This is a genomic window from Tychonema sp. LEGE 07196, from assembly GCF_963890365.1.
Classification (GTDB): Bacteria; Cyanobacteriota; Cyanobacteriia; order Cyanobacteriales; family Microcoleaceae; genus Microcoleus.
The window spans coordinates 1-25,716 of sequence record NZ_CAWPRX010000199.1 but is presented as its reverse complement, the minus strand read 5'-3'; the positions used below and the strand labels follow the sequence as shown (position 1 = coordinate 25,716).

Here is a 25,716-nt window from a genome sequence, read left to right as displayed (position 1 = left end):
AATGACTGATAAACTAAGTGGGAGTTGTCACTGCTCCAGAATTTCTGGAGCGTGAAGTGTTGATTGTTTTATCCTAGTTTTTCCATAGTCCCTTACTTGTTTTCATTTTTGACTCCTGGGAAAATTTATTGACTGTTAGCTAGACAGAGGCGGGTCAGTTCTGTGATTTTCTTGGTCGTGCAGCCGTCCGAGAGTGCTATCGATCGATCGGGTCAATTTATCGGCAGCCCCGTCCACAGCTTGGTCTAAGGTCGCTGCCTGATGTGTTGCCGCGAGGGGTTGGTGTCCTTTGAGGCGGGCTTCGATCGTGCAGCGCATATCGTCATCGCCGCCCTTCTTGTCGCTGTTCTCATCGCTCAGGTGAACATCAACGTGAGTGATGCGATCGCCCCATCGGCTCAGGCTCTCTGCCACTAAATTACTAAACTGAGTGGCTAGTGCTTCGTGACCTTCGATGTTATGGTCGGTATGGATTTGGATTTGCACGATGTTCTCCTGTTGTAATTGTGATTGGCTTAATAGACTTCTTGCAAAAATAGTTAGGACCGGCTAGAAGCCATCCCACAAAAATCTTTTTTCTTGTGGGATGGGCACGCGAGCCCGTCCCAAAATTTGATTAAAAGGAGTTTTGCAAGAGGTCTAATATTCAGATGGAATGACTAGGATCTGGCTGACGGTCGTTTCAATCCATTGACTTATCTAGGTTTTTGGTTAAATCAGCAAGCCCTAATTACGAATTATTTAATAGCGCAGGATAGCAGCGATCGCTTTATGTTCAGGTACATCTTCCTGTTCTACGGCGTAAACCGTTCCCCCATTGGTTAGGGTATGTAGTGCCGCTAGATCGAGCAAATCCTCGTCGCCTGTTTCCTGTTCAGCATGAATCTGAATGGAATTCGCTTCTGGATTGAATACTCCCCAAACGTTTTTATTAATAGGTACAAACAAGGTTTCAACACGCTGGAAATAAGCGGCAGTTACGACTTTTTCGATAGTATTAGCCGTTTGTTCGCTACCTTGTAGTTCCTCGTAATGGGAAATTTTTGATATTTTTGCAAGATCGAAATAGGGTTGTGCAATCTGCCAAGCCTGGGTATGCAGTTCGTCCAGCGTCAAAGTTTCTGGATTACCAGGGATACCATCAGGTAGCAAATTGGCATAAGTATTTGCCTCGTGATAAATCGGGAATAGATAATCAACTCCTGCCAAAATTAGCGGTGCTTGCTGGTTTTTGAAGAAAGACTCTAAACCGTTGTTAACTTGGCGAAAGTAACGCAATAAATCATTTTTCTGATCTTCGTTTCCGGCTCCTTGTCCGTGAAAAATCGCACTATTGCCTTTTGATGAGCCTGTATGTGCTTGAAGGCTTTTTTGGGGATCGTCGTACTGCAAGGCTGCTGCGATGTTGGTGGGTACATCTGTTAACTCAACTTCTTTCAGGTGATAACGAGTTCCTTGAAATAACCGAACTTGGTTTTGGCTCAAGGCTAGAACAGAAAACGTCCCATCCCCTGACATTAGTTGCAGTAGTGGTTTGATGTGGAAGCGATCGCCAACTACGGTTAATTCAGGGAAAGCGATCGGTAAACAGTAGTAGCGGAACTGATTGGGAGATAGAAAAATTGCCAGTCCATCGCTTTGATGTTGCCAGAAGTCATAGGTATCTAGCTCATGAATGGGTTGCAGCAACTCTTTGGCATCCTGTTCGGGCAGTCCCATCGCCAGCAATTTTTCGCTCGCTTGTCGAACCAAATTCTTTAACCGAATCGGATTTTGCTGGGTTTCGATTCCTAAACGCTCCATTGGCGCATAGATCGAGATACAGGTCGAGTTTGATGCTGTGGTTAAAGTGGTCAATTCATCAACAGTGAATGAGTTCATGATGTACTTCTCAGTATTTGTTTTGTTCGAGTTTGTATCAGGCGTTGCTCAATAGGTAGAGCATCTATTCATTAATCAAAAACCTAACCTCCTAGCCTTTACTACTTGGGATCGATGTGAGAAAGCGATCGATTGTTGATTCCAGATTTACGGTTTTTTCAGACATTGTTTGCATCTTTTATTGAAAGATTGGTTCAGTTTCTACGAGAGTTGCTGCGAGGATCGGGTTTTGCCCCATGCCAACCAAAAAACAAAAACATAGTGCAAAACCCAGCAATATCGTCTGAATTGATTTCTTAAAGCTCATGGATTTCTCCTAAACTCCTAGTGAAAATTTGAGCCGATTCGATCTATTTCCTTTCAGATTTTCTGCATTCATCTCTGACTCCTAGGAAAATTTATTGACTATTAGCTAGACAGAGGTGGGTCAGTTCTCTGATTTTCTTGGTCGTGCAGCCGTCCGAGAGTGCTATCGATCAATCTGGTCAATTTATCGGCAGCCCCGTCAACGGCTTGGTCTAAAGTCGCTGCCTGATGTGTTACCGCGAGGGGTTGGTGTCCTTTGAGGCGGGCTTCGATCGTGCAGCGCATATCGTCATCGCCGCCCTTCTTGTCGCTGTTCTCATCGCTCAGGTGAACATCAACGTGAGTGATGCGACAGGCATCTATCTTGTGGAGTAGTTCTGGGGAAAGAGGGTTTGTTTTTATGGTTGATTGCCCAATGTCTAAGGCTAATACGCTAGTCTTATCAATTACTTTCACGGTTTTTCTCTCTTTATTTATCTCGATCGGGATTTGTATCTTTTATGACTACAACAGAACAATTCGCGCGATCGACCACATGATTGCTGACACTACCTACGAAAAATTCTGCGATCGCAGAGTGGTCGTGCCGACTCAGTACGATCGGATCGGCATTCCACTCTTGAGCAGCACTAGAAATCGTTGCCCCTGGCTCACCAAAATGGTGTTGATATTCAGTTGAAATATTTAGGACAGTTGCCCGATCGCAGTATTCTTGCAACCAAGTTTTTGCCTGCTCAATCTGTAGCTGAAGTGTTTCTTCGCGGAGTGATTGAGAAAGCCCAGTGTTGATTGGATAGAATCCAAATGTCCCACCTGACTGGAATCCTGGATCGATCGCAGTCAAGTCTGCGAGCCAATGAAGGAGCGTCAATTTAGCTTGCTCTTGCTGCGCTAAATTGAGTGCCCGATTAAACACAATGGATGTTAAAGGAGAATGATTAATGGCAACCATAATGCGTTTTAAGTTCATTATTTTGAGCCGTCCGGTTAATCTCAGTGTTGACTAAATCTGCTATTTGTAAAAGTTGAATTATTTCCTGGCGGCTAGGCTGATTTTTTTGCCCGAGATGAACGTAGCACAATAACCAGTAAATGCTTAAGCCTAAAGCCGCAATTCCCTCAATCACGGATAGTAAATCTATCCATGACTTGAGATTGAGGTTGAGATTTTGTGAAAGAATCGCGAACCCTAAAATCAGTCCAGAAATAATGGTTGCAGTAAACTGTATCCAGAATTTACTCTAGCCCAATGCTAGCAGTAAACTAGCAGTTTTGTGTCTCTCTAAAGGATGATATTTTGATTTTAGGTAGCTAGATATAAGGCATTGCTTTCTAAATCTTTGCTTTGAAAAATAGCAAGTGTCTCAAACGGTGTCCATTAAAGATAGCCGTGCGAGGCAAGCAGTAATAGCATCATCCCTCCATTACCCATCATTCCTCTCGGTGAGGACACACCAATGGCAGTAATATTCGTGCCGCGATCGCTGCGATTGCTGTTAAATAGAGGCGATCGCCATTGGAGTTAAAGGATACCCTCGCATCTTTGACCTTAAAACCTTGCTGTGGTACGATCTAACTCATGAATATAGCAAAATAGTAATTAGAATGCCGATCGATAACCAAACTGGGATGATTTTACTGGGTTTGAGCGATCGCCTAAAAATTACGACTCACAGGAATGGCGATCGCAATCATTACTCCTCTAAGAGCGCCGATATTGTAGGGTTTGTTAATACAATGTAACGGAACCAAACGTTAATGAATGCTAATTTTTTGTGCGTGACTCTCCGCTAGGACACTATAAAAAATTGCATTTTTCCAAATAAAACTCTATTCAGGGATGTTACCCTGTAAAAATCTTGTTATTACACTCATTGGTTGCTTTATTTCACAATTTATGAAATATTTGTCCTCTATAAGTATTTATCTTGCGATCTACAAGATAATATAAGTTCTGCCGCTTAAGTTTTGGCTGGTGGAAGTGGTTTGGAAATTCTCTGTCAGTGTCCAAAGTTAAGATGTTTTGGGGTCGTCGGTGAGAGCAAAGTTTTGAGCAGATTCTGGAGTCTAAAATGAAGTTACATTCACGAGTTAAATAAAGCTAGCTTATGCAAGACCCTAGACAGGAAATTAATGCCAGAGCTTCTATGCCTTTGGAACAGCGAAGGAATTGGTATTCTCCCGTTGCTGATATCTATTACAACGCAAGACCAAACTATCCAAAGGAATTGGTCGATCGATCCGTCGGTTTAGCTCAGCTTTCCTCAGAGGCATCCATTCTTGAGGTCGGCTGTGGTCCAGGAAATGCAACAGTGGCTTTTGCTCAATTTGGTTTTTCGATGACGTGTCTTGAGCCAAACCCAGATTTTTGTCATTTGGCAAGACGCAACTGTATGCTGTACCCGAATGTTGCAATCCACAACACCTCATTTGAGGAATGGAAACTAGAGGAAAAACAGTTCAATGCCGTTCTAGCTGCCAACGCCTTTCACTGGATATCGCCAGAGATTCGGTATGCCAAGGCCGCGTTGGCATTACACGACAACGGGTTTCTTATCCTGCTTTGGAATTTGACCCCTGAACTGAAATATGAAGTGTATCAAGAGATCGAGGAAGTGTATCAAGCTTATGCTCCCTCATTTGTCCGATATGAAGGCGCGGAAATTCAAGCGGAGACTTTGCGGGGATTTAGACAAGAAGTTTTAGACTCTGGTTATTTTAAGGAGTTGGTCTTCAAGCAAACCGCGTGTGAAGTCACCTATAGCATTAATGATTACCTTAAGCTGTTAAGTACCCATAGGGGACTAGAGCCACAAGCGGAAGCGCTACTATTTGCAGGATTGCGGGAGAAGCTAGAAAAAATTGGAGATAGTGTGCGACTCTCGTTTCTTTCGGCTGTTCATGTAGCTCGCAAAGACAAATAATTGATAAACGATCGCCCAAAAATCACGACTCACAGGAATGGCGATCGCTAATATCAACCAATTCTCATCCTTATTTCTGGCTTTCCAGAATTTTCTTCGCAGTTAAAAGTTCTTGATGTTGCTCTTTACTGAGCGTAGGATACTTGAGATTCAGTTCCTTTAACTGCGTGTAAATGATGCCCGCCACAACTAGACGAGTAAACCATTTGCGATCGGCGGGAATAACGTACCAAGGAGCATATGTTGTACTCGTGTGATTGAACATATCCTCATAGACAGCCATATAGTCATCCCAAAAAGCACGCTCTTTCGCATCATGCACAGAAAATTTCCAATTCTTTTCCGGGCGATTAATCCGTTCTAGAAAACGTTCTTTCTGCTCCTCTTTGGATACATTGAGGAAAAACTTGAGGACGATCGTCCCGTTATTGACCAGATGCTTCTCGAAGTTGTTGATTTCTTCAAAGCGGCGCTTCCAAATATCAGTATCAGTTATGCTAACAGGGAGCGGTCGCTGCTCTAGGATTTCTGGATGCACTCTTGTTACTAAAACTTCTTCGTAATAAGAGCGATTAAAAATTCCAATTTTTCCTCTTTCGGGTAAAGCCTTAGAACATCGCCACAAATAGTCATGATTTAACTCTTCCGTAGATGGAGCTTTAAAGCTATGCACTTGACATCCTTGAGGATTAATCCCAGACATAACGTGCTTGATGGTACTGTCTTTACCAGCCGCATCCATTGCCTGAAAGATGATTAGCACAGCATGGGTGTTTTGGGCGTAGAGAATATCCTGATATTCAGCTAACGCCTCAATACCTTCCTTTAATTGACCTTTAGCTTTCGACTTTTTGAGGTTATCAGCTTTGTAACCTGGGTCGTAGTCTTTGGCAAGAGAAATATTTTGTTCTGGTGGAACAATAAAAGGACGAATCAAATCGTCAAGCTTTTCGATGGGAAATGGGTTTAAGGATGAATCTGTCATACTTTTAATTCTACCCTATTAAGGTAATGTCTTGAGATAAGTTATCACGTCAGCTTGTCATGAAGGCTTTGTATAGAACCCATTTGGGATCTTAGATATTGAGGTAAGATGAATTGGCAATTGATTATTGAAGTTTTATCGAACTCTACAAAAACTTACGATCGCAGCGGTAAATTTAAATTCTATCAAACAATTCCGATATTGCAAGAGTATATTCCGATCGACCAATCTCAGGTTTATGTAGAACTGTATTGTAAGTTGGCAAACAAGCGGTGGTCGTACCGTCAATACGATGAGGAGGATGCGGCGCTAGTTTTTAATGTATTTCAAGTAGAAGTGCTGCTTGTAGATGTCAATAGAAAAGTATATTTTGCGACATAAAATGAGCTAAAAAATGAGATTGAAAAGAACAAAGAGGAATAAGGGCGATCGCTTTTTTGGGAATGTGCGTTATCATTTAATTGAGCGATCGCATTCAAAAAAGTATTTGTTCAACATCCTTGTGGGAGAATATCTTCATGACAACCACTTTGCCAACAACCGAGCAACGTTACTTCACAGAAGAGCAATATTTAGCACTGGAAGAAACAGCCGAAGATAAAAACGAATATCTCAACGGGGAAATTATTCCTATGACAGGCGGATCTACAAATCACAATCGGCTCGCAGGAAACGTTTACATTGCTTTAAATTTGGCTCTTCCAGAACAAGAGTATGATGTCTTCATCGGTGACGTGCGTCTGTGGGTTCCAAAAGTGCGACTTTACACTTATCCCGATGTAATGGTAATTTTGGGAAAACCTGAGTACCACAACAATCGCACAGACATGATTACTAATCCTCAAGTGATTGTGGAAGTTTTATCAAAGTCTACTAAAAATTACGATCGAGGTGACAAGTTTAAATTGTACAAAACTATTCCTAGTTTTCGAGAATACATTCTGATTGACCAAACACAACTTAATGTTGAGCAGTATTCTAAAACCGAGAATAAAAGATGGTTGTATTCCGAGTATGATGAGGAAGATACCGCATTAGTGTTTAATTCCTTCGAGGTTGAAGTTCCTCTATCGGCTATTTATAAGAAAGTCAATTTTGAGGAAGTTGAAAAAGAAAATAATCAGAATGAGGTGTGAGGGCGATCTCAGTTGCCTCGTGTTAAACTGAATCTAGCGGTCGTCTTAAGCAAGGAAAAAATAGCCGTGATACCTCTCCAAGAAAAAATTGTTGAAAAACTGAAAAATTTCTCTGAAATAGAACTGCAAGAAATCCTCAACTTTGCTGATTTCCTGTTATGGCAGCCCAGAAAGCAGGAAGTAGCTTCGCCGCCAGATGAAACTGGCAACACCGAACCAGCAAATACGGATCAAGAGTGCGAGGTTCATTATGTTCGTGGAGTCTTAGTCGTCAAAGCATCAGCAGTAAAAACTGAAGAAGTAATTAATTGGGATACAATTATTTACGATAGGCGCGAAGAAAGAATCGGGAAGTTTATCTAAAAGGAACGTTTTATTGGATACATCCGTTCTGATAGCAGCGTTGATAGAATATCATCCCAGTCACTCTCAAAGCTTATCAAGGATCGCGCACGATCGCCTCAATTAGTTTAAAGGCTCGGAGGGCTGTTTTTCGATGGCTATTTTCCATTCTGAATTACCCGATGGACCTCTGCTAACGGCAGTTCTAAAGATTCTGCAATTTGTTCGACACTCAAACCCAGTTTTGCCAATTTCGGAACTGCTTCTAACTTACCTTTGCGTTCGGCTTCTTCTAAAAGTTTTTGATAATTTGGATGTTTTTTGACATCATTATCACTTTTATTGTCTGATTCCGATCGTTCTGACGAAAGTGATTCAGATTCTTGTGCGGGATTGGTACAAAAATTAATATGCCCAATTTGTACAGGACTTCCCATACTTGAGAAGTTTGCTACTCCCCATCTTTCTACCGTAGCGCGAAAGTTTGATTTGTGAATGTCTGTGCCCAGCGCAGTTGAGAGTATCTGCCATAGCTCATAGCTAGCATCTCTTACATGACCCTGACTACAGTGATATTCTTCAGCAATTTCGGCATATTTCCGATTATTTAAGACTCCCTTGAGGATTGCTACTTGCAGGGTGTCGAGGTGTTTGCCAGTCTTGGCAAACACTAGCTCATCAATAGAGTTTAAGACCTCTTGGGTATCCATCAGCATATCTGAATACAACACTATTTTAGTATAACCCGTTATTTTCCGACTTTATCCGCTTTTTTCCGACTTGTCAAAGCTGCGATCAGTTGACATCATAAGTAGTATCAAGTTAGCTAAATTACTTACCGAATTATCGATGGGTGTATTTGGAGCTTCAGCCACAATACAGAATTGATATAGCAAACAGCTATTACTTCACTTTGTCAATATGAACAAGTTAATTCCATTCGTTTTCCTCTCGTCTGTTCTCCTTCTTGCTACAACTGAAAGCACTGTTTATAAAGGTGTTAACGCTCAGTCATTCCAACGCAATCGCCCAGATTTAAACGGTCTGCTAGTTAGAAATCCGGGTAATAGTATGATTTTCTGGGTTGACCGTGGTCAGCGCCGCCATATCGCAGGTCCCAGTGTATATGGAAGATTGTTTGTACCCAACCAGCGAGATTATTTAGACACCGATGCCGTTGAACCCGGACCATCTATAACAAATGATAACAGACTTGTTCGTTGTGGAGAAAACGGACATCCTTTGAAAAACCGTATATACCTTTTAGACCAGGGTACAAAAAGGTACGTCACCTCTTCAACTGTTATGGATAAGAATAACTTTAACTGGAAAGGGGTTAATACTATTGATTGTCCGGTTCTAGCTACGATAAAAGACGGAGATCCTATCCGGTAAAGTAGTCAAAAAGAAGCAAGGGTTGCAGACTTCATAACTGTCATTCTTCGCTGAACCTTTTAGCTACCACTAGAATAGCGATCGCGCATTTCTTTCAGGAAACCTCAACAGTCTTTAAACCTTCAACTTTATCGCCAACTGAATTGCGCCGCTGACCTCGACGCTCCAAAAGTGCATCTATACCAGGATTAATCACTTCCTCAACCTCTCCATTATCACCATAAATTACTACCTCAAGCCATTGCGCTTTCGCTATTCCTACTGCATATTTAAGCGCAGCTTCCTGACTGGGAAATACTCTCTCAACTGACTCAACACCTACCTCAGTTACAACCCAACCATCTTGATGAGGTGAAACGTGGAAATTATGATTTAATTCCTTCTCAACCCGTTGTCGCAAACCCATTATAGTAATGCCGACAATCGTTTCACTATCCTCATTGTAACGGGCAATTACGCTATCACTAATATCTAAAGCTACAGCATCTCGTGGTTCTCCTAATGAAAGATAGAGAACATCAGCTTCCCGATCGTAGAAACCTGTAATATTTGTGGAATCTTCCAGAATTTTTACTCTTGTGTCCATATTATTCGTTTATTTGATGATGGCTGTTTTCTAAGGTAAGCTGTTGTAATAAATCCATCAGAGTTACTTACTTCCAGATACACTACAACTACAAACTTCCTACTATCAGGAATTAGGGAATAAAATCGCAGAGCTAGCAACCCACCTGTAACGTCATCAATTTGAATTAGATCCGGGCTATCTAAAGTTTCTAAAACCCGCTCGTATTGATCTTTCATTTCTGGATGTTCTTTCAATATATGCTCCCACCTTTCTTTCGTGAGGCGGATAGGAACATTATTGAATGAATAGCCACTCCAAAGTAGATTACTATTCTGTGTCATTTTATCTTAGATTTTATAAATAAGCAAGGGCATCTTTTGTAGATGCCCTTACCCAACTAACTACGCGCCGACAGATTCCTTGGCCGCGTACAACACCTCAGCATTGATCTTCTCAATTCCTCGTTCGCGGGCGAATTTCTCAGTATTTCGCTTCACCTTACCGCGCACAAAACCAGGAATTTTATTCAACTCAGCTTGTCCATCCTTCGTCCAATTCATATCAGAATCTGCCGAAATACCCTTGGTAATCACTTCCTTAGTATCGTGGCCGCCGAAGATTTCCAGCAAGTGGTCTTCCATTCCCAAAGTAAAGGAATTGTAGACCAAATCTACGCACTGATTTGTACCTTCATAACCCAAAAATGGCTTGTAGCCGATCGGGAAATTTTGGACGTGAATCGGTGCAGCAATCACACCGCAGGGAATATCCAACCGCTTGCCTACGTGGCGTTCCATTTGCGTGCCGAAAATTGCCGAAGGTTCCGCTTTGGCGATCGCATCCCCAATTTGCCCGTGATCGTCCGTCACCAGCACTTCATCGCAATACTCGCTTACCTGTTCCCGGAACCAGTCAGCATCGTGTTTGCAGTACGTTCCAGCCCACACAACGTGGATTCCCATCTCGCGAGCCAAAATCTTCGTCATCGCCGCAGCGTGCGTATTATCGCCAAATACGACGGCTTTTTTGCCGGTTAAGTTTTGGCAGTCGATCGACCTTGAGAACCAAGCAGCCTGCGACACAAACCGCGTTTGTCGGTCAATAAAATTTTCATAATCAACATCCGCACCTTGAGCATTCAAAACTTGCTGAATCTTCCGAATACAGCGCGCCGTCTCCACCACACCCATCGGCGTAATATCCACCATCGGAGTGCCAAATTCTTTTTGCAAATACTCCCCGGCCATCATCCCTAATTCGCGATAAGGAACCAAGTTAAACCAAGCGCGCGGCAGTCTTTTTAAATTATGAACCGAAGCACCTTCGGGAATAACTTCGTTAACTTCAATTCCCAAATCTGCCATCAAACGCTTCAACTCGGTGCAGTCGTGCTGGTTGTGAAAACCCAGCGTAGACATCCCGATAATGTTGACAGATGGTTTTTCGCTTTTGGCTTCTACTAAATCGCCTTTTTTGCGAGCTTTGTTAATGTAAAATTGGACGATTTGATCCAAAGTGCGATCGGCAGCTTGCAATTCGTTGACGCGGTAATGGTTGACATCCGCCAGCAAGACATCGCCTTTGGCATCCAATTGAGCTCGCTCCACGAAGTTTTCCAAGTCTTCTTGCAGAATGCTGGAGGTGCAAGTCGGAGTCAAGACGATTAAATCGGGGTGTTCTTCTCTGTCTTTGCGGGTGATATTGTCCACCACCCGTTCCTGCGAACCCCGCGCCAGTACGTGTCTGTCAACGACGCTAGTAGTTACCGGAGTGAAATCCCGTTCCCTCTCCAGCATGGAACGCATGACGTTGAAATAGTCGTCTCCTATGGGTGCGTGCATGATCGCATGGACGTTTTTGAAGGAAGTGGCCACGCGCAAAGTGCCGATGTGGGCTGGGCCTGCGTACATCCAATAAGCCAATTTCATAGGTATTTTTCCTGGTGTTGGTTGAGATTTGCCCGATCGGGCGATTACTGCTAAATTTTAAGGTTGTTTCCGATTTTCTCACCGGATGAATCCTTTAGAAATAATAACTTTCTGAAGATTTACAGATGAGAAAAATCCTCAAACGCTTTTGCTGGCTGGGATTTCACTCGCCCTTCCCACAATTTTACCTTTGTTTTATGGCAATAATTCTTAATGTATTGTCAAGTTTCGTTAAGAACCGGACACATCTTATTAACCTAGGATACCTCAGCCGCGCCTGATACCATTTTTCTTTCATATGTGCTATAGATGAACTCTTAGCCCCCCCTTAATAAGGGGGGGTTGGGGGGGTAATATCTAGCGCTACTTTATGAAATTGGTATGACCCCTAAATTGCTACAATAATTTTCGCCAAACTTTGTTATTGACTTTTTAGGCAACATACAATACACTATTAATTAATCCACTATTTCCTCTGTCGCGAAACTTGCTTTATAAGGGGAAATATTGACCTAAAACAAATCATTGACAAATCCCATGAAACTATCCAAAATTGACTTGAGCAGCGTCTTAGCAGTCGGTCACTCTAACGGCCAGTTAGGACTGTTGATCGATCGCGGCGCAGAAATCGAATTTATCGAAATTGCCGCACCCGAAGCTGCAATGCACGGCCTGCAAATGGTTGATTTCATCGCCAATACAGATTCCACCGAACTCAATGGCGCTATTGAATCACCAGAAATTGCTCCCTGCGGCGAACCAATTGCTATGATGTCCGTAGATTCCCAAATGGCGAGAGCGATCGGATACAACCAACAAGAGCAAGTTTTGCAAATAGAATTTAGCAGCGGCTCAGTCTATCAATACAGCGACGTAGAACCGGAAATTTGGGAATCTCTGCAAGATACTGATTCTACAGGCAGATTTTTTAACTCCGAGATTAAAGGTTATTATTCGAGCCAGCGCGTAGATGAACCAGCGTAGTTAGAAGTTGCACCTAAAAGCGGTTTGAGCGAGGTGTAATAACTTGCCTATTTTCACTACAAACAAGCTAAATTCAAGCAATCTCCTAAAAGCTGAGATTGTTTTTTTAGGATCGTCTCCTTTTGGCAAAAAGCGTTTTTTTGCAGTGTCAGCTTCAGATATCGCGAGTCTCGCAAGCGATCGCACTATAAAAGCAAAGGTGAGATTGTTTTTTTGTCAACCGTGCGATCGATCCTTACACCAAATCCTTGCACAAATTCTCTATTTGTGCTTTTGTTTACCTAACTGCTGAGGTGACGAAAGCCCCAGGGCGCTTGAGAAAGCAGCAGCTCTTTCCTGTCAAGGCGTATCTTCCCACACACCCCAAAAGATAGCTCTTAAGCGATAATGAAGAATAACATAGGATTTACGAAAAAACCCTGGTTTATAGGAAAAAATCTGGGGTTTGTCAACGACTAGCAACGAAAAAATCGGGTTTCTAGCCCGCCGCGCGTAAGTCCTGTAATATTGACCAAGCACACCTAATTTGAGAGAACCCAACTATGATGGCAATTCCCGGCGTTGCAGTTCTCGCTCTCATTTATGAAAGCAGCACTTCCCTGGTTTACCGCGGCCGCAACGAGCAAGACAACCAACCCGTTATTATCAAACTGATCAAAGAAGACTATCCGACTCCCGAAGAACTCAATAGATACAAGCGCGAATATGAAATTACCGCCAATTTAAACCTCCTGGAAGGAGTTGTTAAAGTATACAAATTGCAGCAGGTTAGAAATAGTCTGGCAATGATTTTAGAAGATTTTGGCGGCGAATCTTTGAGAATTTTCATGGCTTCCCAAAAATTTACAATTTTAGGATTTTTGACTGCCGCTATCAAAGTTGCTGAAACCTTGGGAGAAATTCACGCTCGCAATGTAATTCATAAAGATATTAACCCCTCTAATATAGTTTTTAATCCAGCTACCGGACAAGTTAAACTTATAGATTTTAGTATCTCAACTTCATCCAATTTAGAAGAATTTCCCAATAAAGATCCTAATTTTTTAGAAGGCACTTTAGCTTATATGTCGCCAGAACAAACTGGCAGAATGAACCGGGTAATTGATTACCGTACAGACTTTTATTCCCTAGGCGTTACCTTCTATGAAATCCTATCAGGACAGCTCCCTTTTCCCACAACCGATCCGATGGAGTTAGTTCACTGTCACATCGCCAAACAGCCAGTACCCATCGCTGAAATTGCACTAGAAATTCCTAAAGCTATTTCAGATATTCTTATGAAATTGTTAGCGAAAACCGCTGAGGATCGCTATCAAAGTGCTTGGGGACTCAAAGCAGATTTGGAAGCTTGTTTGTTTCAGTTGCAAACATCTGGAATTATTACCGAGTTTGCTCTCGGACAGCAAGATATTTCAGACAAATTTAAAATTCCTCAAAAACTTTACGGCAGACAGCGAGAAGTTGAAACTCTTTTAGCAGCATTTGAACGGGTAGCCGCCACAAATAACCGAGCCTACCGCCTCGAACAATCGCAAATTTCTGTCATCAAGAAAGAACTCAAATCTAAAAAAGAAAGCGCCCTGTCAGTGCTGGCGAGAGGACAGCATAAATCCCGCAGCGAGATGATGCTGATTGCTGGTTATTCCGGCATTGGCAAATCTGCAATGGTGAAGATTTTAGACAAATCCATTACCCGCAGGCGCGGTTATTTTATTTGGGGAAAGTTTGACCAGTACAAACGGACTATTCCTTACTCTGCAGTTGTCAGCGCTTTTTCGGAATTAGTGCGGCAACTATTAACTGAAAGCGAAGCTCAATTGGCAGTTTGGCGCGAAAAACTCCGCACTTCTTTCGGTCAAAACGGGCAAATTATTATTGATATACTTCCCGAAATTGAACTAATTGTCGGAGCTCAATCTCCGGTCGCTGAATTGGGGTCTACAGAATCTCTTAACCGCTTTAATTTAGTATTTCAAAATTTCATTCGCGTATTTTGTCAGCCCGAACATCCGCTGGTGATTTTTCTCGACGATTTGCAGTGGGCAGATTCTGCGACTCTCAAGCTGATAGAATTGATGATGACAGATGAAGGGACACAATATCTGTTTTTAATCGGCGCTTATCGGGATAATGAAGTCAGTCCCACTCATCCTTTAATGATGACTGTGGAGACGCTGCGAAATCAGGAAGCCATCATTAATGAGATTGCTTTGTCGCCGCTGGGGGTCGAAAATATCACTGATTTGATTGCCGAAACTTTGCACAGCGATCGCGAATCTGTCAAACCTTTAGCTGAACTGGTTGTCAACAAGACAGACGGCAATCCTTTTTTTGTTAATCAATTTCTGCAAACATTGTATCAAGAAAACCTGCTAGTTTTTCATCCGCCTCAATCGGGGAGCAAGGGCGGCTGGCATTGGAATATGACTCAAATTGAGCAGTGCGCTATCACTGACAATGTTGTAGATTTGATGGTGCAAAAGTTGAGAAAACTGCCGTTGGAAACGCAGCAAGTTTTGCGTTTAGTGGCTTGTTTGGGCAACGAATTTGATTTAAATACTCTTTCTTTAATTAATGAAAAAGAAGCGTCTGAAACTTTTTCGCACTTACTGCCAGCGATTAAGTCGGGACTGATTTTGCCAACTTCGGAATTGGAAAGCAAGTCCTTAGATTATGTGATGTTTCCGCTGTTGATTCTGAATTATAAGTTTTTGCACGATCGCGTACAACAAGCAGCTTACGCTCTGATCGACGACTCGGAAAAAAAGGCAGTTCACCTGAAAATAGGCAGGCAAATCCTCGAAAACACTCCGGCTGAGTATCGCGCTGACAGAATTTTTGAATTAGTCGATCACTTGAATGTAGCTCGATCGCTAATTAGAGACGAGCGAGAATTAATTGAACTAGCAACCCTGAATTTAGACGCCGCCCGCCGAGCTAAAGATGCCACGGCTTATGTTGCGGCTTTGGAGTATTTGACTGCTGGTATGGACGGTTTGACGGCCGATATTTGGGATTTTTACTACGACTTAGCCTTTGCTCTGCACATGGAGCGGGCAAATGTTGAGTATCTAAACGGCTATTTCGAGCATTCAGAAGAATTTATTAACATAACTTTGCAAAAAGCGCGATCGCCCTTAGAAAAAGTAGAAATTTACAACCTGCTGATCGTACAGTACACCCTCCGCGCCAAGTACGAAGAAGCCGTTAAAGCCGGAATCCAAGCTTTGAACTTGCTGGGAATTGACTTACCGCTAGACGGGCTGCAAAAAGTCATCTCCGAAGAATCAGCAACAGCCAAAAAACTTTTAGCAGGTAAAGACATCTCTTCCTTAATTGACGCACCAGAAATGACCGTACCAGACAAAAAAGTTGCCGTCAAATTAATCACAAACTTATTAACATCAGCTTACCTCAAAAATCCCGACTTGTGGAAAGTCAGCGTCTTAAAAGGAGTCAATCTCTCTCTCACCTACGGTTTAGTTCCCGAAGCATCTCTCTGCTACGCGGGCTACGGTATGTTCTTAAACGCTGTTTATGGAGATTACAAAGCAGCTTATCAATTTGCCATGTTGTCCCTAAATTTGAGCGAAAAATCTGGAAATATCGGCTTGAAATGCAGAGCTTGTTCCTCCTTAGTCAGTATTTTTTATTACTGGTTCAACCATATCAAAGATTGCCACGCCATCAGCAATGAAGGATATCAAGCTGCCTTAGAATCAGGAGATTTAGAATACGCGGGTTATATTCTCTCCAACCGCATAGCAAACTACTTTTTTCAAGGGAAAGAAATATCCCTCATGCTGGCAGACACCAGCAGGTATTTGCTATTTAGCCAAAAAACCAAAAATCAACTTGTTACCGATATATTATTAGGAGCAGAGTTGATTCTCCGCAACTTGAGCCAACTCACTTCTGACAAGTTTGTATTTGAGAGCGAAGATATCAGCGAAGCTGAATACGTACAAAACTGTCTAGCTCATCAAAATTTGTACTCGCTGTGCCTTTATCAGATTCGCAAATGCCAGGTAATGTACTGGTACGGCAACTACAACGAAGCGCTGCAACTAGCTTTGGAAGTAGAAAAGCAGCTATCTTTTATTACCGCAGCAATACCCGCTACCGAATGGAACTTTTTCTTTTCTCTAGTTTTAGCAGCAGTTTTTCCCACTGTTGCAAAAGACAAGCAAAAACAATACCTGAAAAAGTTAGAAGCCAATCAAAAAGAGATGAAGATTTGGGCGGACAACTGCCGCGAAAACTTTCTGCACAAGTACCTTTTAGTACAAGCAGAAATAGCTAGAATTACCAAAAAAGACTCAGAAGCTGTAGAGCTTTACGATTTCGCGATAAATTTAGCTCAAGACAACGAATTTATCCAAAATGAAGCCCTCGCTAACGAACTAGCCGCCAAATTTTGGTTGAGTAAAGGTAAATATCAATATGCCAAAATCCACTTGCGCGAAGCTCACTCGTGCTACTTGCGCTGGGGCGCTGTCCGCAAAGTTGAAGATTTAGAACAAAAGTATCCGCAGTTGCGAGAAATGACCCCGCTTCACGGAAGTTTTAACAACAATCCAACTACAACAACTATTCATACTTCTACTGGCAGCGATGCGAGAGTGCTAGATTTAGCAAGTGTAATGAAAGCATCTCTAGCAATTTCCAGCGAAATTGTTTTAGACAAATTGCTGGCTTCTTTGATGAGGATATCGCTGGAAAACGCGGGCGCACAATCCGGTTCTTTGATTTTGGTGAGAGATGAAAAATTGTTAATTTCAGCTCAAGCGTCAGTAATTGCTGAAGATGTAGCGGTGCTGCAATTTACGCCTGTTGAAGAATGTCAGGATTTACCTGTGACGGTGATTAATTTTGTGGAAAGAACTCGCTCGGACGTGGTGTTGAGCAATGCGACGGCTGAGGGGCGATTTACGGCAGATCCTTATGTGGTAAAACACCAGCTCAAATCTCTTTTGTGTACGCCGATAGTCAATCAACGCAAATTAATCGGCATTCTTTATTTAGAAAACAACTTAACAATCGGAGCATTTAATGCTCACAGATTAGAAGTTTTAAGGCTGCTTTCTTCCCAAGTTGCAATTTCTTTAGACAATGCTCTGCTTTACAATTCGGTAGAGCAGAAAGTGCAAGAGCGGACGCAGGAGTTAAATGAAAAAAACGAGCGTTTAGAACAAACTTTGCGCGAGCTAAAACTCACTCAAGCTCAATTAATCCAAACCGAAAAGATGTCTAGCTTGGGGCAAATGGTGGCTGGTGTTGCCCACGAAATTAATAATCCTGTAAGTTTTATTTACGGCAATCTCAATCCTGCTAGCGAATATGTAAAAGATTTACTGAAATTGATCGAGCTTTATCAGCAAAACTATCCCGAACCTGTGGATGAAATTCTAGAGGAAATAGAAACAATTGAACTGGAATTTTTGAGCGAAGATTTGCAAAAACTGCTGGATTCGATGAAAGTTGGAGCGGAAAGAATCCGAGATATTGTGCTGAGCTTGCGGAATTTTTCGCGCCTCGACGAAGCGCAAATGAAGTCGGTTGATATCCATGAAGGTATTGACAGTACGGTGATGCTGCTGCAACCGCGCTTGAGGAAAGAGGGCGGACGTTTGGGAATTGAGGTGATTAAAAATTATAGCCAACTGCCCTTAATTACTTGTTATGCGTCGCAGTTGAATCAGGTATTTATGAATCTTTTGACAAATGCAATTGATGCGCTGCTTTTGGCAAGAGATTACCCGGAAAGCTCTCAAAAACAGCCGGCTATTACAATTTCTACGGAGTTGACAGACAGGAATTCGGCGATAATTAGAATTGCTGACAGCGGGCCGGGGATGAGTGCTGAGGTGCTACACAAGATATTCGATCCGTTCTTTACAACTAAACCGGTGGGTTCTGGGACTGGTTTGGGGTTGTCGATTTCTCACTCGATTGTTGTTAGTTCGCACGGGGGAAATTTGACTTGCATTTCTGCACCGGGAGAGGGTAGCGAGTTTGTGATTGAGATTCCGATCGCCCCGCGATAATCTTTGTAAGAAATAGCGAATATTGGGCGAATATTGGGTGAATTATCCGGCCAATATTGGGTGAATACTGGGTGAATATTAGGTGAATTTCCGTTGGATACCGGGCGAATGGAATTCGCGGCTACACAAACAATGTCCGCCTCCGCGGACTAAGAAAGAAAGAAAGAAAGAAAGGACGAAGGGAATTTGCTTCTCTACAAACAATGTCTGCCTCTGCGGACTAAGAAAATTGTACTTGGCGGTATAAATCTGCGATCGCAATTTCCACACCCACCGATTCAAGTAGCAAAGAATCGCCCAAACCATACTCCGAGAGCACCCACTGACTCTGTTGATTGCGTCGAAACAGTTCTACTCCTGGCTCTTGAACTTGCACTAAAACATACTCTTGCAGGGTTTAAAATTGGCGGTATTTAGCAAATTTGGTGCCGCGATCCGCTGCTTCTGTGGAAGGTGATAAAACTTCGACAATCAAGGAAGGAAATTGCACTAATTGCGGATCGTTATCGCGCTCGTCGCAAGTTACCATAACATCAGGATAAAAATATTTTTGCCCTCGTTCTACTTGCGCTTTTACATCCGTCATGTACATCTCGCAAGGGCGATCGACAAGGGCATCATCCAGGAGTTTCGAGAAGTTGAAGGTAATTCGATTGCGATCGCGGGTGCCGCCGGTCATGGCGACTACTTCGCCATCCCAATACTCGTAGCGTTCTTCTTGGGTGGGTTCCCAAGTCAGGTATTCTTCTGCGCTCATCAATGGGCGATCGGGTAAAGCAACCATAATTGCGATCGAGTAATGAAGTCTGTTTCTAGGATAACAGGAAGATTGGCTTCCCTGCGCGAGGATTGATGAAGGGCGATCGCTCTAAACTATCAACTTTGTTAAACCCTCATAGGAAGTGATATAATTGGTAAAAAATACCTTCAGGAGAAACAGATGAAAGCTGTTGAAGTAACGGGAACCCTGGATGAAAAAGGTCAATTATTTCTCGATCGCGCGATCGAAGACTTCCCTCCCAGCCGCGTGCGAGTTATCGTACTTTTTCCCGAAGTAACAGAGGAAACCGAAATCGATCCTGATGATACTCCCATTGCCGAAGTGAAAGCAAGTCTCAGGAGAGCATTACAGCAAGCAAAAGCCGGACAGCGCATCCCCCTTTCGGAAATGTGGGAGGGAATAGATGTCGAATGAAATGCGTTTCGTACAGATTGATTTAACGCCTGAGTACAAACGGAATTTGCGTGAATTATCAAAAAAATATCGCAATATCAGGTTAGATACTCAGCCAATTATTGAACAATTCCAAGGGGGTAATTTTACTGGCGATCGCATCCCCGGAATGGGTGAAAATTATGTCATCTTGAAGGTAAGAGTCAGAAATAGCAATATCCAAAAAGGAAAAAGCGCTGGTTATCGACTGATCTATCAAGTTGAATCACCGACTAGCGTACTGCTATTAACCATTTATTCTAAATCAGACCGAGAAGATATTAGTCCTAATGAGATTCGTAACATCTTAGCTGAGTTCGATCGGGATGAATAAATGATTAATGTCGGTAATCACGAGGTTAAAATTAACCAAGTTAAAAAGCTTGCCGCTGAGCCTCCAACAATTCTTGAATCCCAGTTTCTGCCACATCCAAAATTTGATTTAACTGACTGCGACTAAAACTTCCCTCCTCCGCAGTTCCCTGAATTTCGATGATATTCAAATCCCCATTCATCACCACATTACAATCAATTTCTGCCGCCACGTCTTCAAGATAATTCAAATCTAAAAATAGCTCATTTTCCAAAAGTCCCACAGACACGGCCGCCACTTGGCGAATTAAGGGCGACTGCCCCAAATCACCTTTTTGCACCAACTTATTCAAAGCATCAGCCACAGCCACAAACCCGCCATTAATTGAAGTCGTGCGAGTCCCCGCATCAGCTTGCAAAACATCCGCATCGACAAGTATCGTGCGTTCGCCCAAAAGCTGCATATCCAAGCACGATCGCAAACTGCGGCCAATCAACCGCTGAATCTCTTGAGTGCGTCCCGATAACTTCATAAATTCCCGTTCTTGCCGCTGCGGCGTAGAACCCGGTAACATCCGGTACTCCGCAGTCAGCCAGCCTTTTCCGGTATTCTCCAGAAACCTAGGCACTCCCGGCTTGATTGTAACGCTGCACAGTACCTGAGTATCGCCGCTTTTTGCGAGCACCGAGGCGCTGGCAAATTTCGTAAATTCGCGATCGAAACTAATCGGACGAAGTTGATTTGGCTGTCTGCCATCTGCACGTTTTATTGACATAAGTTATTTGTTATTTGTTATTCGTTATTTGTTACTTGTTACTTGTTATTTGTTACTTGTTATTCGTTATTGGTAACAATCAATAAATAACAGCTACTGCCTACTGACTACTGACTACTGACTACTGACTACTGACTACTTTAAGAATATCTTGCTGCACTTGTTCGGGGGATTGGTCGCCGTTGACAGTTAACAGTTTGTGGCGGTATTCGTAATACTCTAAAATAGGAATAGTGCGCTCCTCGAACAAATCTAGCCTGCGGTGTAAAATTTCTGGCTCGTCGTCCGATCGATCGCGTTCGATCGATCGGCTCAACAAAACTTCATTGGGAACCTTCAGCCAAATTGCCCAATCTAGCTCCTGCGACAAACCCTCTAATAAAAAATCTAATTCTTCAGCTTGAAAAGCCGTTCGCGGATATCCCTCCAACAGCCAGCCATTAAAGACATCCCACAGCAAAAGCCGGCGGCCGATAAACTTAATCAAAATTTCATCAGGAACTAGATCCCCGGATTCCACATAAGGCACCGCCAACTTGCCCAAGTTTGTTTTAGCTGCGATTTCCGCCCGCAGAATGTCCCCTAACGCCAGCAAAGGGATGTTCAAATTGCTGCACAGTAGTTCAGCCTGAGTTCCCTTTCCCGCTCCTGGCCCTCCCAGAATCACCAATCTCAAAGTGCTTGCTCCTAGTGCCGCGACATTAAAATTCTACGCGATGTTTACCTTTTCTTGACAATCCCCGACTTCCCAAGACTCTTCCGGCCTTGCTCATTCATCCTGTAACTGTCTATTTTTGGCGATCCCCGCCATATTTGGGTAAAAAACCCGGTTTCTGCGCCGCCGCGCTCGTCTAGTTCAAAAAATCCCCCAAACGACTGTGACTGCGACTGCGACTAGCTTTTGACTAATTGTACATCTAGCGTTCAATCTGATGTGCGATCGGCCAAGTAAACTATAATATTGTTCAGCAGGCTCGATCGAACCCAAGATCGGAGCCGCCGTCAAAACTTAGTTACTATTAAACAATATTGCATAACTCCTCCATTAATACATAAACCGCAGATGTTAGGCAGATACAACACAGATATACGCAGATAATTTCAGATAATTTGTGAATAAGTACAAGAGGTATATTATTGCTGAATTCCTGCCTTTAGCCCCTGCTTCCGACTTTCTTATTCCTTCTTCCTACAAATCTCGGCGCGACAGCAGAAACCAGATCCCGCCCAAACCCAAAACACCGCACAAAACCCCACCTTCCCACCCAAAAACAGTCCCTCCCGGCAAATGTCCAGGCATTGCCTTAGAAGTAAAATTCAATTCAGTATAATATACCCACTCACCGTTAACCCGCCACCCCACCCGATCGCCAAATTTCTCCCAAACAGTAGCATCATAAACACCAGGCTTTCCCCCCAACTTTACCCACAAATTTTTTTGCACAGAAAAGCCGAACCTGCGGTGACTGTACCTAACCCAAAGTTGGTCAATCGTCTCTAAATCCTTAACGGGAAACTTCCTAATATCTTCCTCGCTCAAATAACCAGTAGAAACTTGCTCCATAGCCTCCAGCATTTTCACAGAAGTTTCTTCATCAGCACCCCGCCAATTTTTAGCAGCAAGCAGCCTTTCCAAGTGAGAATAATCAATGCCTTTTTCTGACTCTAAATTAACAGAAACTGGCGGAGTACCAGTCACGGGCTGAGTCGGTAATGAAGGACTGAGAACTGTTGCTTGCTGCAAATTTACCAGTCCAGGCACCACAACAATAGGAGGTTTGATAACTTTCAAAACTTCTGGAGCAGACTTATAGCGGTCTTTGACATATTCCTGAATCAATTTATCCAAAATCTGACTTAAATCCTGGCTGATTTTTGTTCCTTTCGGCAAAGCCTCCCTCCAAAGCCAGCGACCTTCGAGCGGATCGTAAAGGTCATCGTGAATGTCGCCGTAGATATCCAAATAAGGCATAACAGAAGTCAGCAAACGAATGCAAGTCACTCCTAAACTGTAAAGGTCACTAGCAGGAACAGCCCTACCGTGACGCTGTTCTAGAGCCGCGTAACCTGGAGTTCCTAACTTGGTTCCTGCCTTGGTAGGAGCCTCAGCTACTACCTGTTTGGAAACCCCAAAATCTATCAGCACGAATTTGCGATCGCGATTTCGCCGGATCACGTTCTCAGGCTTAATATCCCGGTGAATTACATTGCGCTCGTGAACAAAATTCAGCACAGGTAACAAATCTAACAGCAGTTCCCTTATCTTAGTTTCGCTATAAGCACCATATTTTTCTAACTCATCCTTTAAATTATTACCATCAATAAACTCTTGCACCAAATACAAGCGCCCATCTTCCTCAAAATAAGAAATTAACTGAGGAATTTGCGGGTGTTTCAGTTCGTAAAGTCGCCTTGCTTCTTGTTCAAACAGTCGGACATACTTTTTGAAATGAGTAGGTTTTCGCTGAAACTCTAGAGGGGGCGACAACTGTTTTATAACGCATAATTCCTCAAATTTTCCATGATTTACCGCTCTAAAAGTTCTACCAAATCCCCCATCGCGTAGCGGCTCAGTAGCTGCATAAAGGTCTTTTAGCAGCAGCTTTGAACCACAATTAAGACAATACTTTGTGCCTGGTGGGTTCTGACGCTTGTCTCTTGGGCAATCGAGATTAAGGCAGTATGTCATATATTAAAAAAATGTGAAAAATTATACTCGGGGTGTCATTTTATTCAAGAGTCCGATCGCGAGTTGGTGTTTGTGGAGGCGAGACTGGGCACCTTAGCATAGCAGCCGCCGCCGTCGCCCTCGGGATCGCTCTCGCCAGACTGCCCCTAAGCAAGTATAACTCTCTTGATGGTTTGACCTCAAACTCGAAGTCCAAGTCTAATCCTAAACTTCGATCGGCTCAATACATTTGATTTAGCGGTCAAATAGCCAGCAGATTTAACAAAAATAGTAATTTATTACCCAGCCAGTTAGTTTTGCAATGCCGAAAACAAAACTTAGGATTCTGCCTGAGATATAATTTTATTGCCAGAGAGAAGCAGACTAACCGGAGGTGTCGCTGTCCTCAAGTTCGTTAGCGAAGCCCTCGAAGAGGATCGACCTCAACCTCTGTCAAGTATAAAATTTTACCAAAACCCAGCCCAATCAACCATCCCAAACTCCCTAACTCTCCCTACATTAAAATAAATATTAGCTGGCTCGATCGCACTCGGATTGCGCGATCGACAATTACCCAGTTTAAGCTGCTGTTTTTTTTCAGCTATTACCACCTAAATTTATTGCGTTCGGTCTACTTAATTAGGAACTGACAGTGACACCCAAACTACCGCCATCTAAAACTCCCGCCAACAGCAAAAAATTAGCAAAAATTCCCTGGTTCGAGCGGTTCATGGCACTCGTCGCCATCGGAAATTTCAGTCTAGTATTATTTGACATAACTTACATACCGTGGCGTGATTTTTACTTCCGGCAACTACCAGTTATTACCAAAATTTATGACCCATTTAAAGGAATTAAACCGCACCGAGACACCAAGAAATATCTAGAAACTTTAGAAGAATTAAAAATTCTAGTAGTGCAAACAGGCTTGCAATCTCCCCAAGTAGCAGCCAAATTGCAGGAAATCAACAATCTGACCGCAAAAATGATCGACGAAGATCCCTTTCAAGTAGCATCAAAAAGCGGTGCACTAGAAAAAATAAAAGACCGGATGCGCGATCGCGTCCCGAATCCGCAAGACTCCGCCAAACAATCATTCACAACATTCTGGAGTCAAAACTATTTAAACAAAAAAGGCTGGCAACAAGAAATCACTTGGTTTGATGCCAAAATCAAGCCGTTAATCGCCACCAACTATTACCGGACGATGGGAGAAAACGGCGAATTTACTGACAAATTCTGGCAAATCGACCTGCCATTTATGGCTTTATTCGCGATCGAATTTCTCGCCCGCACCTACTTCATCAGCCGCCGACACCGCAGCGTCACTTGGCGATCGGCCCTGCTGTGGCGGTGGTACGACATCTTTCTGTTCCTCCCATTCTGGCGTCTGTTGCGAGTATTGCCCGTCATAATTCGCATTCACCAAGCCAAAATGCCAGACCTCCAACCCATACGCACCCAAATCAGCCGAGGTTTCGTCGCCAACTTCGCCCAAGAATTGACCGAAGTAGTAGTAATTCGCTTGATCAACCAGATGCAAGAATCAATTACCACAGGCGAACTAGCCCGTCAACTATTTCAATCTCCCAAACACGCCTATCTAGACATCAACAATATCAACGAAATAGAAGCGATCGCCACCCATCTAGTCCAAATCACCGTCTACAAAGTCCTGCCACAACTCCAGCCCGACCTAGAAGCCCTCCTCCGCTACAATATAGAATTATTTCTCAAACAATCCCCCCTCTATCAAGGATGGAAGCAAGTACCCGGACTGGGAAACCTTCCCGCACAGCTAGCAGAGCAATTAGTTGCAGAGCTATCCAAATTAGTCACCCTCGGCCCCCAAGATGCCTACGAAGCCTTTAAAACCGCCAGCGAAGACCCCGTAGGCACTAAACTCTCAAGCCAGCTAGTCCAGCATTTCGGGCAAGCTTTAGGAGCCGAACTGCAACAGCAGCAAACCTGGCAAGAAATACAACTGCTGCTGTCCGACTTCCTAGAAGAGTTCAAAATCAACTACATCCAGCGGTTGAGCGATGAAGACTTTGAGCAAATTTTAGAGCAAGCCAAGGAACTGCAACGGATAGCCCCCCGTTAAACTAACGGATGTTGGGGGAAGAAGGAAGAAGGAAGAAGGAAGAAGTCCGAGGGAAGAAGGAAGTTCGGCAACGGATTATTTAACGGATTTAACGGATTTAGATGTAAAGGATGGATGTTGAGGTTCGATTTTTTCCCTCTCTCCAGC

General features: G+C 43.2%; 27 protein-coding genes. 11 read left to right on the top strand and 16 right to left on the bottom strand.

What is annotated here, in order from left to right; translation table 11 throughout:
- Positions 1 to 135: 135 nt before the first annotated feature.
- The 5 genes from AACV78_RS23890 to AACV78_RS28805 form a co-directional block, all read right to left on the bottom strand.
- On the bottom strand, positions 136 to 486 hold the full coding sequence (locus AACV78_RS23890; protein WP_194011205.1) for an HPF/RaiA family ribosome-associated protein: 351 nt from the start codon (positions 484 to 486) through the stop codon (positions 136 to 138).
- A gap of 255 nt (positions 487 to 741) precedes the next feature.
- On the bottom strand, positions 742 to 1,881 hold the full coding sequence (locus AACV78_RS23885; protein ID WP_194011206.1) for a baeRF7 domain-containing protein: 1,140 nt from the start codon (positions 1,879 to 1,881) through the stop codon (positions 742 to 744).
- Positions 1,882 to 2,289: 408 nt separating this feature from the next.
- Positions 2,290 to 2,643 carry an HPF/RaiA family ribosome-associated protein gene (locus AACV78_RS23880; protein ID WP_339383790.1) on the bottom strand — a complete coding sequence of 118 codons (354 nt, stop codon included), beginning with the start codon at positions 2,641 to 2,643 and terminating at the stop codon, positions 2,290 to 2,292.
- Between the two features lie 13 nt (positions 2,644 to 2,656).
- On the bottom strand, positions 2,657 to 3,157 hold the full coding sequence (locus tag AACV78_RS23875; RefSeq protein WP_194011207.1) for a universal stress protein: 501 nt from the start codon (positions 3,155 to 3,157) through the stop codon (positions 2,657 to 2,659).
- Complete coding sequence (locus AACV78_RS28805; RefSeq protein WP_194011221.1) at positions 3,126 to 3,416, bottom strand: DUF3611 family protein; 291 nt, start codon at positions 3,414 to 3,416, stop codon at positions 3,126 to 3,128. Before AACV78_RS28805 ends, AACV78_RS23875 begins: the two co-directional genes overlap by 32 nt.
- A gap of 376 nt (positions 3,417 to 3,792) precedes the next feature.
- Here AACV78_RS28805 and AACV78_RS23870 point away from each other — a divergent pair, with 376 nt between their 5' ends.
- Together AACV78_RS23870 and AACV78_RS23865 are read left to right on the top strand one after the other, a co-directional pair.
- Positions 3,793 to 3,930: a hypothetical protein gene (locus AACV78_RS23870; RefSeq protein ID WP_194011208.1), complete on the top strand. Its 138-nt coding sequence runs from the start codon at positions 3,793 to 3,795 to the stop codon at positions 3,928 to 3,930.
- A gap of 365 nt (positions 3,931 to 4,295) precedes the next feature.
- The gene (locus AACV78_RS23865) at positions 4,296 to 5,111 is read left to right on the top strand and encodes a class I SAM-dependent methyltransferase (RefSeq protein ID WP_194011209.1); all 816 of its coding nucleotides are present in this window, start codon (positions 4,296 to 4,298) and stop codon (positions 5,109 to 5,111) included.
- 70 nt (positions 5,112 to 5,181) lie between these two features.
- On the opposite strand, the gene AACV78_RS23860 is transcribed toward AACV78_RS23865, so the two are convergent.
- Positions 5,182 to 6,096, bottom strand: coding sequence for a polyphosphate kinase 2 family protein (locus AACV78_RS23860; RefSeq protein WP_194011210.1), 915 nt, complete (start codon positions 6,094 to 6,096; stop codon positions 5,182 to 5,184).
- Between the two features lie 108 nt (positions 6,097 to 6,204).
- On the opposite strand from AACV78_RS23860, the gene AACV78_RS23855 reads away from it, so the two are divergent.
- The 3 genes from AACV78_RS23855 to AACV78_RS23845 all read left to right on the top strand — a co-directional run bounded on the left by AACV78_RS23855 (position 6,205) and on the right by AACV78_RS23845 (position 7,595).
- Entirely contained in the window at positions 6,205 to 6,477 is a 273-nt protein-coding gene (locus AACV78_RS23855) for a Uma2 family endonuclease (RefSeq protein ID WP_228042434.1), read from the top strand.
- 137 nt (positions 6,478 to 6,614) lie between these two features.
- Positions 6,615 to 7,232 carry a Uma2 family endonuclease gene (locus AACV78_RS23850; RefSeq protein WP_194011211.1) on the top strand — a complete coding sequence of 206 codons (618 nt, stop codon included), beginning with the start codon at positions 6,615 to 6,617 and terminating at the stop codon, positions 7,230 to 7,232.
- A gap of 66 nt (positions 7,233 to 7,298) precedes the next feature.
- Positions 7,299 to 7,595 (top strand): hypothetical protein, encoded by a 297-nt coding sequence (locus AACV78_RS23845; protein ID WP_194011212.1) that lies wholly within the window; start codon positions 7,299 to 7,301, stop codon positions 7,593 to 7,595.
- Positions 7,596 to 7,732: 137 nt separating this feature from the next.
- Here the strand turns inward: AACV78_RS23845 and AACV78_RS23840 are convergent, their stop codons facing one another.
- Positions 7,733 to 8,284, bottom strand: a complete 552-nt coding sequence (locus AACV78_RS23840; RefSeq protein WP_194011213.1) for a helix-turn-helix domain-containing protein — start codon at positions 8,282 to 8,284, stop codon at positions 7,733 to 7,735.
- A gap of 211 nt (positions 8,285 to 8,495) precedes the next feature.
- Here AACV78_RS23840 and AACV78_RS23835 point away from each other — a divergent pair, with 211 nt between their 5' ends.
- Positions 8,496 to 8,969, top strand: coding sequence for a hypothetical protein (locus AACV78_RS23835; RefSeq protein ID WP_194011214.1), 474 nt, complete (start codon positions 8,496 to 8,498; stop codon positions 8,967 to 8,969).
- A 94-nt stretch (positions 8,970 to 9,063) separates the two neighbouring features.
- Here the strand turns inward: AACV78_RS23835 and AACV78_RS23830 are convergent, their stop codons facing one another.
- The 3 genes from AACV78_RS23830 to bchB all read right to left on the bottom strand — a co-directional run bounded on the left by AACV78_RS23830 (position 9,064) and on the right by bchB (position 11,465).
- The gene (locus tag AACV78_RS23830; protein WP_194011215.1) at positions 9,064 to 9,555 is read right to left on the bottom strand and encodes a DUF2188 domain-containing protein; all 492 of its coding nucleotides are present in this window, start codon (positions 9,553 to 9,555) and stop codon (positions 9,064 to 9,066) included.
- The gene (locus AACV78_RS23825) at positions 9,540 to 9,791 is read right to left on the bottom strand and encodes a hypothetical protein (protein ID WP_194011216.1); all 252 of its coding nucleotides are present in this window, start codon (positions 9,789 to 9,791) and stop codon (positions 9,540 to 9,542) included. Before AACV78_RS23825 ends, AACV78_RS23830 begins: the two co-directional genes overlap by 16 nt.
- Before the next feature lie 147 nt (positions 9,792 to 9,938).
- Positions 9,939 to 11,465, bottom strand: a complete 1,527-nt coding sequence (gene bchB / locus AACV78_RS23820; protein WP_194011217.1) for a ferredoxin:protochlorophyllide reductase (ATP-dependent) subunit B — start codon at positions 11,463 to 11,465, stop codon at positions 9,939 to 9,941.
- Positions 11,466 to 12,002: 537 nt separating this feature from the next.
- Here bchB and AACV78_RS23815 point away from each other — a divergent pair.
- Together AACV78_RS23815 and AACV78_RS23810 are read left to right on the top strand one after the other, a co-directional pair.
- Positions 12,003 to 12,449 carry a KTSC domain-containing protein gene (locus AACV78_RS23815; RefSeq protein WP_194012646.1) on the top strand — a complete coding sequence of 149 codons (447 nt, stop codon included), beginning with the start codon at positions 12,003 to 12,005 and terminating at the stop codon, positions 12,447 to 12,449.
- A gap of 542 nt (positions 12,450 to 12,991) precedes the next feature.
- Positions 12,992 to 18,496: a trifunctional serine/threonine-protein kinase/ATP-binding protein/sensor histidine kinase gene (locus AACV78_RS23810; RefSeq protein ID WP_194012645.1), complete on the top strand. Its 5,505-nt coding sequence runs from the start codon at positions 12,992 to 12,994 to the stop codon at positions 18,494 to 18,496.
- A gap of 220 nt (positions 18,497 to 18,716) precedes the next feature.
- Here the strand turns inward: AACV78_RS23810 and AACV78_RS23805 are convergent, their stop codons facing one another.
- Complete coding sequence (locus AACV78_RS23805; RefSeq protein ID WP_339383789.1) at positions 18,717 to 18,872, bottom strand: hypothetical protein; 156 nt, start codon at positions 18,870 to 18,872, stop codon at positions 18,717 to 18,719.
- Between the two features lie 21 nt (positions 18,873 to 18,893).
- Complete coding sequence (locus AACV78_RS23800; protein WP_339383788.1) at positions 18,894 to 19,280, bottom strand: Uma2 family endonuclease; 387 nt, start codon at positions 19,278 to 19,280, stop codon at positions 18,894 to 18,896.
- Positions 19,281 to 19,436: 156 nt separating this feature from the next.
- Between AACV78_RS23800 and AACV78_RS23795 the strand changes: the two genes are divergently transcribed.
- Positions 19,437 to 19,691, top strand: a complete 255-nt coding sequence (locus AACV78_RS23795) for a type II toxin-antitoxin system RelN family antitoxin (protein ID WP_194012644.1) — start codon at positions 19,437 to 19,439, stop codon at positions 19,689 to 19,691.
- Positions 19,681 to 20,043 (top strand): type II toxin-antitoxin system RelE/ParE family toxin, encoded by a 363-nt coding sequence (locus tag AACV78_RS23790; protein WP_194012643.1) that lies wholly within the window; start codon positions 19,681 to 19,683, stop codon positions 20,041 to 20,043. Before AACV78_RS23795 ends, AACV78_RS23790 begins: the two co-directional genes overlap by 11 nt.
- Positions 20,044 to 20,083: 40 nt before the next feature.
- On the opposite strand, the gene rph is transcribed toward AACV78_RS23790, so the two are convergent.
- The 4 genes from rph to AACV78_RS23770 all read right to left on the bottom strand — a co-directional run bounded on the left by rph (position 20,084) and on the right by AACV78_RS23770 (position 24,076).
- The gene (rph, locus tag AACV78_RS23785; protein WP_194012642.1) at positions 20,084 to 20,797 is read right to left on the bottom strand and encodes a ribonuclease PH; all 714 of its coding nucleotides are present in this window, start codon (positions 20,795 to 20,797) and stop codon (positions 20,084 to 20,086) included.
- Positions 20,798 to 20,918: 121 nt separating this feature from the next.
- Complete coding sequence (locus AACV78_RS23780) at positions 20,919 to 21,473, bottom strand: adenylate kinase family protein (protein WP_194012641.1); 555 nt, start codon at positions 21,471 to 21,473, stop codon at positions 20,919 to 20,921.
- Between the two features lie 513 nt (positions 21,474 to 21,986).
- Positions 21,987 to 23,486, bottom strand: coding sequence for a GUN4 domain-containing protein (locus AACV78_RS23775; RefSeq protein WP_194074341.1), 1,500 nt, complete (start codon positions 23,484 to 23,486; stop codon positions 21,987 to 21,989).
- Positions 23,487 to 23,932: 446 nt separating this feature from the next.
- Entirely contained in the window at positions 23,933 to 24,076 is a 144-nt protein-coding gene (locus AACV78_RS23770; protein WP_194013086.1) for a hypothetical protein, read from the bottom strand.
- Positions 24,077 to 24,117: 41 nt separating this feature from the next.
- On the opposite strand from AACV78_RS23770, the gene AACV78_RS23765 reads away from it, so the two are divergent.
- The gene (locus tag AACV78_RS23765; protein ID WP_339383787.1) at positions 24,118 to 25,569 is read left to right on the top strand and encodes a hypothetical protein; all 1,452 of its coding nucleotides are present in this window, start codon (positions 24,118 to 24,120) and stop codon (positions 25,567 to 25,569) included.
- The last annotated feature ends 147 nt before the right edge of the window (positions 25,570 to 25,716 follow it).

Bases quoted from the DNA above. Each gene is read 5' to 3' on its own strand.
- AACV78_RS23810 (WP_194012645.1), top strand. From the start codon at position 12,992: ATGATGGCAATTCCCGGCGTTGCAGTTCTCGCTCTCATTTATGAAAGC.
- AACV78_RS23850 (WP_194011211.1), top strand. From the start codon at position 6,615: ATGACAACCACTTTGCCAACAACCGAGCAACGTTACTTCACAGAAGAG.
- AACV78_RS23870 (WP_194011208.1), top strand. From the start codon at position 3,793: ATGCCGATCGATAACCAAACTGGGATGATTTTACTGGGTTTGAGCGAT.
- AACV78_RS23775 (WP_194074341.1), bottom strand. From the start codon at position 23,486: ATGACATACTGCCTTAATCTCGATTGCCCAAGAGACAAGCGTCAGAAC.
- AACV78_RS23875 (WP_194011207.1), bottom strand. From the start codon at position 3,157: ATGAACTTAAAACGCATTATGGTTGCCATTAATCATTCTCCTTTAACA.
- rph (WP_194012642.1), bottom strand. From the start codon at position 20,797: ATGTCAATAAAACGTGCAGATGGCAGACAGCCAAATCAACTTCGTCCG.
- AACV78_RS23885 (WP_194011206.1), bottom strand. From the start codon at position 1,881: ATGAACTCATTCACTGTTGATGAATTGACCACTTTAACCACAGCATCA.
- AACV78_RS23840 (WP_194011213.1), bottom strand. From the start codon at position 8,284: ATGGATACCCAAGAGGTCTTAAACTCTATTGATGAGCTAGTGTTTGCC.
- AACV78_RS23790 (WP_194012643.1), top strand. From the start codon at position 19,681: ATGTCGAATGAAATGCGTTTCGTACAGATTGATTTAACGCCTGAGTAC.
- AACV78_RS23815 (WP_194012646.1), top strand. From the start codon at position 12,003: ATGAAACTATCCAAAATTGACTTGAGCAGCGTCTTAGCAGTCGGTCAC.
- AACV78_RS23860 (WP_194011210.1), bottom strand. From the start codon at position 6,096: ATGACAGATTCATCCTTAAACCCATTTCCCATCGAAAAGCTTGACGAT.
- bchB (WP_194011217.1), bottom strand. From the start codon at position 11,465: ATGAAATTGGCTTATTGGATGTACGCAGGCCCAGCCCACATCGGCACT.
- AACV78_RS23830 (WP_194011215.1), bottom strand. From the start codon at position 9,555: ATGGACACAAGAGTAAAAATTCTGGAAGATTCCACAAATATTACAGGT.
- AACV78_RS23800 (WP_339383788.1), bottom strand. From the start codon at position 19,280: ATGGTTGCTTTACCCGATCGCCCATTGATGAGCGCAGAAGAATACCTG.
- AACV78_RS23795 (WP_194012644.1), top strand. From the start codon at position 19,437: ATGAAAGCTGTTGAAGTAACGGGAACCCTGGATGAAAAAGGTCAATTA.
- AACV78_RS23865 (WP_194011209.1), top strand. From the start codon at position 4,296: ATGCAAGACCCTAGACAGGAAATTAATGCCAGAGCTTCTATGCCTTTG.
- AACV78_RS23855 (WP_228042434.1), top strand. From the start codon at position 6,205: ATGAATTGGCAATTGATTATTGAAGTTTTATCGAACTCTACAAAAACT.
- AACV78_RS23835 (WP_194011214.1), top strand. From the start codon at position 8,496: ATGAACAAGTTAATTCCATTCGTTTTCCTCTCGTCTGTTCTCCTTCTT.